Origin of the sequence: Bacillus sp. JJ1764, from assembly GCF_036962145.1 — a bacterium.
GTDB lineage: Bacteria > Bacillota > Bacilli > Bacillales > Cytobacillaceae > Neobacillus.
This window is the reverse complement of the sequence record NZ_JBALNY010000077.1, coordinates 1-8,505: the sequence shown is the minus strand read 5'-3', so window position 1 is coordinate 8,505 and position 8,505 is coordinate 1. Positions and strand designations below refer to the sequence as shown.

Here is an 8,505-nt window from a genome sequence, read left to right as displayed (position 1 = left end):
ACGAACCGCTTGCACCTGTAGCGAAAATCAACAGACAAGTTTAACACAGCCTAAAATAAAAAGACTGCCTAATTTTAGAAAATTGCTCATGAATAGTGAATCGTTCTTGAGCACAACTAAAAATAAGCAGCCTTCAGTGGACTGATCGGCAGCCTTCATTTGGACAGAAAAAGGCTTATACTCTGGTAATGGAGTATAAGCCTTTGGCGGTCCAATCGACTTGTCATTTATTAAATTATGTTCATTTTATTCTTAGTTTTCCGAGTTGTCAAGTGGGTTTTAGAAACTTTTAATAAAAATAGTGAAATGTGTTACCGGCAACCACAAAATTATGTCCCACAAAAAGTTCTGTAAGGCCGTTCTGATGGATCAGGCAAGGAACAGTATTCAGCCTGTTCCGGAGAGTGGGCGAATGGATTTTCCAGCGCTTTTAGCAATTTTTCCATCACACTGAGATCCCTATCATTCACTGCAGCAGCCAGTGCTTCTTCTACCCGATGGTTACGAGGAATCACTGCAGGATTATTGGTTTGCATCAGTTGTTGGATGGCGGCTGAAGATTCCTGTTGCCTTCCAACTCGTTCTTTCCAACGTTCAATCCACTTTATGAACTCATGTACGCCACCCAGTACCGTATCCTCCATTTTTTCAAACGTTAATGCTCGAAAGGTGTTGGTGTAATCGGCACGATATTGTTTCATGATAGTTAGCAACTCTTCGGCTAATGACTGATCCTCATCTTCTTCATTAATTAATCCAAGCTTAGCTCGCATTCCCTTGAGCCAATTTTTCTGATATATATCCATATAATTAGAAATCTCGTCTTGAGCCATTTCAACCGCTTTTTCCTGATTTTCATGAAGTAAGGGTAAAAGAGATTCCGCAAACCGGGCAAGATTCCATCCACCGATATAGGGCTGATTACCATAAGCGTAGCGGCCTTGGGTATCAATTGAACTGAAAACCGTATCTGGATCGTAAATATCCATAAACGCACATGGGCCATAATCGATTGTTTCACCGCTAATCGCCATGTTATCTGTGTTCATCACTCCATGGATAAAACCTACCAACTGCCATTTGGCAATCAATTCTGCCTGCCTATTGATTACTTCTTTAAGCAGTGACAGATATTTATTTTCGTCGTTATTAATATTCGGATAATGACGGTTAATGGTATAGTCAACAAAAATTCGGAGTTCTTCTACATTGCCTTTTCCAGCTGCATATTGGAAAGTACCTACGCGAATGTGACTGGATGCTACCCGAGTTAGAATCGCACCTGGAAGGATCGCCTCACGGATGATGGTTTCACCGGTCGTCACTACAGCCAGACTACGGGTGGTCGGTATTCCAAGTGCATGCATGGCCTCACTAATGATATACTCTCGCAACATTGGTCCGAGAGCTGCCCGACCATCGCCTCCCCGAGAGTATGGCGTTCTCCCCGAACCCTTTAGCTGAAGGTCTAATCGTTCACCTGTGGGAGCAATCTGCTCACCCAGCAACACAGCACGACCATCACCCAGCATCGTAAAATGGCCAAATTGATGACCTGCATAGGCCTGAGCAAGTGGTGAAGCACCTTCAGGAATCTTGTTTCCGGCAAACACAGCAACTCCCTCATCATTTTGCAATGGATCGAGATTCAGCCCTAAAGTTTTTGCCAGCTCTGCATTCAATATAATCAAATTGGGCTGCTCTACCGGTGTTGGGTTCTGAAGGCTATAAAATGACTGCGGTAGCCGGGCATAACTATTGTCAAAATTCCATCCTACATTATTATTAATTGTCATTTGATCTCCTTTAAAATCTCATTTTTGGGTTTAGTATTTTCTGTAATAACTTAATCTAATCGTTTTTTAAAGAATATATTTATATCTCCTTCTTGAGTAACATATCAAGTTTATCACTATAGTAAAATATATTCAAAATCTTAAAAATAGTACAAATTTTACCATTAAGGTGATATGATAGGTCTTGCACTACCATTTTTTGTATTAGGGGGAGTTTTAGTGAAGAAGAAAGTAGTAGCCCTTGGGTTGTCACTCGGTTTGGCCGCGAGTGCCTTCTCTCCTGTTTCATCCTTAGCAGCGCCAAAAAATGTGTTATCCAACTACAAATATAATCAATCAGTTGGATCACCGGAATTCATTTCAGGCAATCTTACTCAACCATCCACCAAAAGTGCAGACAGCATTGTTCTTGATTATCTAAATGGCAACAAAGACAAGTACAAGCTGGGCGCAAAGTCCGCTCAAGAATCCTTCAAATTTACTTCCATCAAAAAGGACAAGCTTGGTTCTTCCCTTAGAATGCAACAAGTATATAATGGTGTTCCTGTATGGGGCTCTACACAAGCGGCCCTTGTATCTAATGAAGGTGTCCTTACCACATTATCCGGTACTGTCACTCCAGATCTCGAAACGAAAAAAGGCCTAAAAACAGAGAAGAAGGTAAATGCCAATAAAGCAATTAACATTGCCGAAGCGGATCTTGGCTATACACCTGATTATGAAAAGGCACCTACCTCTGAACTGGTTGTTTATACAGTAGGCTCCGATGCTGTTTATGCCTATCTGGTAAACTTAAATTTCCTATCACCAGAGCCCGGGAACTATAACTATTTTATTGAAGCATCCACAGGAAAAATCTTAAATAAATATAATGATCTTGATCAAGCTAAGTCTGGCGGCGGAACCAGCCTTACTACCGATACTACAGGCTCAGGAGTCGGTGTTTTGGGAGATTCCAAGAGTTTAAATATGATTCTTTCCGGCTCAACCTATTATCTGCAAGATCAAACAAGGGGTGCCGGAATTTATACTTATGATGCTGCCAGTCGCTCACGATTGCCTGGAACCTTATGGGCAAGCGCTGATACTCTGTTAAATAGCACGAATGAATCTGCTGCTGTCGACGCCCATTATTATGCAGGAAAAACATTTGATTATTATAAAAATGTGTTTAATCGCAATTCTTATGATGACAAAGGTTCTGCATTAAAATCTTCTGTTCACTATAACCGAAATTACAATAATGCATTTTGGAACGGTACCCAAATGGTATATGGAGACGGTGACGGTACAACCTTCATTCCATTATCAGGCGGTGTAGACGTGGTAGCACACGAACTTACCCATGCTGTAACCGACACAAGTTCCGACCTCATCTATCAAAACGAATCCGGAGCATTAAATGAAGCGATCTCCGACATTTTTGGTACGTTAGTAGAATTTTATAATAATAAAAATCCAGATTATGAAATTGGCGAAGATATTTATACACCTAAGGTAGCAAATGATGCCCTTCGTTCTATGAGTGACCCAACTAAGTATGGTGATCCGGATCATTACTCCAAACGTTACACTGGGACAAGCGATAATGGTGGAGTCCATACAAACAGCGGAATTATCAATAAGGCTGCCTACCTATTGGCTCAAGGCGGCACACATTATGGGGTAACCGTTAATGGAATTGGCAACGACAAGGTTGGGCAAATCTACTACCGTGCCAATACAGTGTATTTAACTGCTTCTGCAACCTTCAGCCAAGCTCGGGCTGCCCTTGTTCAAGCAGCCGCCGATCTCTATGGAGCTGGTTCAGCGGAAGTAGATTCCGTCAATAAGTCGTATGACGCAGTTGGAGTAAAATAATTCATTTGATTAGAAACAGGAAATTCTCTAAGAAAATCAGAATTCTATTAGAATAAAGTCAATTTGATTTACAGAAAAAGAGACGGGACACAATTCCCGCCTCTTTTTATATTTTAGTTTTCCTCAATTTCCCGACGATTTTTCTTAAATAGTTTAGATAATACTTCATAAACAATTGGCACTACTATCAAGGTTAACAGCGTTGAACTTGTTAAACCTCCAATTACGGTAATGGCTAAGCCTTTGGAGATTAATCCCCCTCCGCCTTCACCAAGTGCCAATGGAATTAACGCACCAACTGTAGCGATGGCGGTCATTAGAATCGGACGAAGTCTTGTCGCCCCGGCCTCTAACACGGCTTCACGCATTAGTAATCCATCCCGCTCCATATGAATAATCCTGTCGACAAGAACAATGGCATTCGTGACGACAATACCGATTAACATCAGTAATCCCATCATAACGGATACTGAAATGGTTTCACCGGAGATTAATAAACCTACAAAGGAACCAATCACGGCAAACGGTAATGAGAACAGAATCGCAAACGGTGCAACCCCTTCACGGAAGGTAACGACCAAGATGAAATAGACGATCGCAATCGCTGCTGCCATTGCCGCACCGAGCTGTGTAAAGGTTTCGGTCATGTCTGCCTGGACTCCAGCAACTCCTACTGTTACACCTTTTGGCAAATCCATTTTATCAATTTGCTTCCCAACCTTAGACGTTACTTTTGAAATATCTTTGCTAGTGATTTTACCCGTTACTGTTGCGTAATATTCCCCTTTACTTCGTGCAAGGGTGTTATAGGTTGTTCCCTTTTTTACTGTAACCAGCTGATTAAGCGGCATCGTAGTGCCGAATGCAGTAGGTACCGGCTTTGCTAACATTTCGTCAATGGACTCCGGTTGAGCCGATTGTTCCTGCTGAACAATGACATCTAATGAAGTGCCTTCCTTTTCAACTGTTGTTAGAACATCTTGTGTTTTTTGCGGACTTAACATCATCACAAGCTGCCCAGTGGTTAAACCATATTTTAATAAATTGGCCTGATCAACACGGAAAGTATACTCTACATAAGCTTCCTCGGCACTTGAGGTCACATCTTTTAAGTTTTTGTTTTTCTTCATGACTTTTTCAACTTTTTTCACAGATTGATTTAATTTATCTAAATTCTCACTGTAGAAGGTATAGCTTACTTCGTCATTTGAGCTTCCCATCGATGAGAAGTTCTGGCTCTTCCATGTACCAGATTGACCGATGTTCTTCACGTAGTTTTCAATCTTCTCTTTTATCTTTGGGAAATCCTTCATATTGGGATCAAAGATGAGATACATTAAGGCACCTGCTCCACCGCCGCCCATCATGGCAGCAGATTGGTCACCAGCTTCTGTAATCGATATTTGAACAATATCAATATCGTCACGTTTCAGCATCTTTTCTTCGACCTTTTTAACGTTTTCCATTGTATCTTCTTTTAATTCGCCAGCTTTTGGTGTATACGTTAAATACATAACTTTATCTTGTTCACTGCCCATAAAGCTAAAACCAATCAATGGAGTTAATGCTAAGCTTCCGGCTAAAAGGACAAGGGCAATGATGGAAGAAATCACTTTATGACTAAGAGCCTTGTTTAAGAACCCTTTGTACCAGGTCGCTAATTTACCAACTTCCTTATGATTTTTTTCTGATTTCTCACCATAAAGTTTTTTCTTAAATAGAGTATGGGACAGAACCGGAACGATGGTAATTGCCACCAATAATGATGCTCCCAATGAAAACGCCATAGTCAACGCGAATGGCGCGAACAGCTCACCTACCATTCCGCCAACAAAAATCAAAGGTGCAAATACGGCGACAGTAACAAGGGTTGAAGACATAATTGGTTTGAACATTTCAATGGTAGCTTCACGAATAAGTGCCCGGCCATTTAATTTTTCCTCTTTTAGATGAAGTCTCCGATATATATTTTCAACAACAACAATGGAGTCATCAATTACCCGCCCAATCGCTACCGTAATCGCACCAAGTGTCATAATGTTAAGCGTGATACCCATCCAGTGTAAAATTAATAAAGCCATCAGGATCGATACTGGAATAGATACGATTGAAATAATGGTCGATTTAAAATCGCGTAAGAACAATAAAATGATTAGTACTGCAATTAATCCACCAAATACTGCTTTTTCAACCATGGTTGTCACCGATTCTTGAATCGGCTTGCCTTGGTCGAGTGATACATCAATCACAAGACCATCGACTTTTTTCTTTTCATCCTTAATAACTTGTTTTACCTTATTAACAACATCAACTGTGTTTGCCTGCTGGCCTTTCACAATTTGAATAGCAATCGCATCTTTCCCATTTGTACGGGAGATGGATTTTACTTTACCGACGGTTTCAATTTTCGCAATATCGCCTAGTTTCACAAATGGTGTTTGATTTGCAGCTGTTGGTGTGACCGGGATAAGCATATTCTTTAATTCATCCGCTGTCATGAACTTGCCATCAATTGCGACCGCCTGTTCCCCCTGCTTAAATTCGTAAAGTCCTAAGGACACAGCCATATTGCTGGCTTGAATCATTTGTTTCACTTTATCTTCAGTTAAACCGAATTGGGCTAATTTGGCTTGATTATAGGTCAGGTCAACTTCTTCAATATGCTGACCATTGATCGTAGCCGACGCGACACCTTCTATTTTTTCAATTTTTGGAAGTAAACTTTCCTCAACGGTGGAGGTTAATTCGACGATATCTTCTTTAGTGCTGCTTACACTCAAGGCAACTACCGGCATCATATTCATACTAATTGCTGTCGTGGTAGGCTCCTGTGCCCCTTCTGGCAATTTTAAAGAGTCTAATGCAGACTTTAATTCTCGCTTTGCCTCATCCATATCAATGCCGTACTCGTATTCTACTTGAATACTGGACATGTTAGAATAGGAATTAGAATAGACGGCCTTGACATGGTCCAAACCTTCTACTGCTTTTTCGATTGGCATTGAAACATCTTTCATTACTTTTTCCGGAGTGGCACCCGGATAAACATCTGTTACCATTAAGTATGGAATCGAGATATTCGGAATGGTCTCCATGTTCATTCGTGTACCAGCATAAATTCCTGAAACGGTAATGATAATGGTAAGAAGCCAAACTGCTAGTTTATTTCTAAGTACAAAGTTGACTAACCCTTTCACTGTTACACCTACCCTAAATTGACTTATCAAACTCAATTATTTATAATAATGACCAGTGAGTCATTTGTCAACAAAAGACTATTAGGAGCGTTATAATAACATGGTTAAAAAACAATTAATTATGGAAAATGCGTTGGAACTATTTGCAAAACAAGGCTTTGAGTCGACTTCTGTTAAGCAAATAACCGACAAATGCGGGATTTCCAAAGGGGCATTTTACCTGTCCTTTAAGTCAAAGGACGAGCTGATCATTGCCTTAATTGACCAGTTTATGATACAAATCGTGGCAGATATTGACTACTTGGTCAAAAATGCAGAAACGGAACAACTTTTATACGAATTTTACTATTCTATCTACTCGTCTTTCCAAAAGCATTCCGATTTTGCCAAGCTTCTAATAAAGGAACAGTCACAACTAAATAAAGAGCTATTTTTGAAGATGCAATACTATGACCAACTTTTGGAAAACTCGATCATCTCTATGATTGAACGATTATACGGTGACAGGGTCGAAGTAATCAAATATGATCTCATGTATAGTATTAAAGGCTTCATGAATATGTATTCACATTTGTTTGTCTTCTTTAATATTCCCGTCGATGTGAACCGGTTGGCCGAATCTCTCGTAGAAAAAACGAACATACTTGCACAGCATTCTACTATAACATTTGCAACGAATGAGTTACTTAACATGTTGCAGCCAATGAACGAAGAAATTAGAGCGGATCAAATAATAGAAATGCTGGATCAAAAAATCGAAGAGTTGGATGAATCGATCGAAAAGGATTCATTGACTCTATTGAAACAACAGTTAATCCACCCAATTTACACTACAGCTATCATAAAAGGGTTAATCGAAAACATTCGTCATCATCCTCAATGTAAATGGATTACCTACTCCCTTCGTCGCTATTATAAGCTTTAAAAAAAGTGGTGACAGGCACCACTTTTTTCATTTACTACCTGAATCTTGATTTTTTCTTAGCTTGTTCATGGTTTATTCACATTCATTCAGTAAGATAGGATTCATTGAAAGCGGTAGTTTTGGAATCGAACTTCCAAACTGCTGAAATATAGGAGTGACAAAATGAAAAAATGGATTCTATCAGGAATTATGATTAGTGCATTAGGGTTATCTGCTTGCAGCAGCAGTGCAGTCTTGAAATCCGATGCAGGAAATATTACGCAAGATGATTTATATCAGGCTATGAAAACAAAATATGGTACCGATACTCTTCAACAACTTGCAATAGAAAAAGTCTTATCTAATAAATATTCTGTTTCAAATTCTGAAGTGGATGCACAGGTTAAAAAGGTAAAAAAACAACTGGGAGATCAATTTCTAAGTACGTTGCAACAATACGGCTATGCAGATGAGAAAGCTTACCGAAAAACAGTCAAACTCAATCTTTTAGAGGAAAAAGCGGTGTTTAAAACCATTAAGGTAACCGATAAAGAATTGAAGAATGCTTACGCTGATTATAAGCCGGAAATTCAGGCCCGTCATATTTTAGTGAGCGACGAAGCCAAAGCAAATGACATTGAAGCAAAACTTAAAGCAGGGGCTAAGTTTGAAGACCTAGCCAAGGAGAATTCAGAGGATACTGCAACAGCTTCAAATGGTGGGGATCTCGGCTGGTTTGGTACAGGCG

Annotated in this window: 5 protein-coding genes; 3 read left to right on the top strand and 2 right to left on the bottom strand. The window is 39.9% G+C overall.

What is annotated here, in order from left to right:
• Positions 1-329: 329 nt before the first annotated feature.
• Positions 330-1,796 carry a protein adenylyltransferase SelO gene (locus tag V7083_RS12285; protein WP_335478078.1) on the bottom strand — a complete coding sequence of 489 codons (1,467 nt, stop codon included), beginning with the start codon at positions 1,794-1,796 and terminating at the stop codon, positions 330-332.
• Between the two features lie 219 nt (positions 1,797-2,015).
• On the opposite strand from V7083_RS12285, the gene V7083_RS12280 reads away from it, so the two are divergent.
• Positions 2,016-3,656, top strand: coding sequence for a M4 family metallopeptidase (locus V7083_RS12280; protein WP_335478076.1), 1,641 nt, complete (start codon positions 2,016-2,018; stop codon positions 3,654-3,656).
• Between the two features lie 113 nt (positions 3,657-3,769).
• On the opposite strand, the gene V7083_RS12275 is transcribed toward V7083_RS12280, so the two are convergent.
• On the bottom strand, positions 3,770-6,853 hold the full coding sequence (locus tag V7083_RS12275; RefSeq protein WP_335478074.1) for an efflux RND transporter permease subunit: 3,084 nt from the start codon (positions 6,851-6,853) through the stop codon (positions 3,770-3,772).
• 100 nt (positions 6,854-6,953) lie between these two features.
• Between V7083_RS12275 and V7083_RS12270 the strand changes: the two genes are divergently transcribed.
• Positions 6,954-7,778, top strand: coding sequence for a TetR/AcrR family transcriptional regulator (locus V7083_RS12270; protein WP_335478072.1), 825 nt, complete (start codon positions 6,954-6,956; stop codon positions 7,776-7,778).
• A 162-nt stretch (positions 7,779-7,940) separates the two neighbouring features.
• A partial coding sequence (locus tag V7083_RS12265; protein ID WP_335478070.1) for a peptidylprolyl isomerase occupies positions 7,941-8,505 on the top strand: 565 nt, incomplete at its 3' end.

Coding starts and splice junctions, on each gene's coding strand:
- V7083_RS12285 (WP_335478078.1), bottom strand. CDS start 1,796: ATGACAATTAATAATAATGTAGGATGGAATTTTGACAATAGTTATGCC.
- V7083_RS12270 (WP_335478072.1), top strand. CDS start 6,954: ATGGTTAAAAAACAATTAATTATGGAAAATGCGTTGGAACTATTTGCA.